The 373-nt window shown below is 77.2% G+C and carries 1 protein-coding gene; it reads left to right on the forward strand.

What is annotated here, in order from left to right; genetic code table 11:
* A partial coding sequence (locus tag UK12_RS33555) for a hypothetical protein (RefSeq protein ID WP_045306997.1) occupies nucleotides 1-281 on the forward strand: 281 nt, incomplete at its 5' end.
* Nucleotides 282-373 lie beyond the last annotated feature (92 nt).

Consider the following 373-nt stretch of genomic DNA (forward strand, 5'->3'; position numbering starts at 1 on the left):
TCGCCGCGGAGAGCAAGGTGATGCGCGGTCGGTACGGCGCGCTGCTGGACGACACCTCGCTGTGGGACATCCCGCCGGGCAAGCGGGCCACGCCCGGCAGGGACAAAGCCCATCTGCGCGCCCAGGCAATCATCGCGCTGACCGAGACCGGGCGGCTCGCCGACGCCCGCCGCCCCGCCGGCGCCCGCCCCGCGGGCCGGGGCGTTCCCCGCGCGCGGGCCAGCCTGGGCACCGCCGTAGCCAGGGGTGGGGCGCGTTCTGCCGGCCCAGGCGCCACGTAGCAGTCCGCGGCGGCGAATGGCCACGGGGGCACCATCCGGCTCTCCACCTCCCGGGCGTACTTGCGCCTCCCGCACTCCAGGAGGTCGGGGAG

The organism is Saccharothrix sp. ST-888 (assembly GCF_000955975.1).
In the GTDB taxonomy this organism is placed as follows: Bacteria; Actinomycetota; Actinomycetes; order Streptomycetales; family Streptomycetaceae; genus Kitasatospora.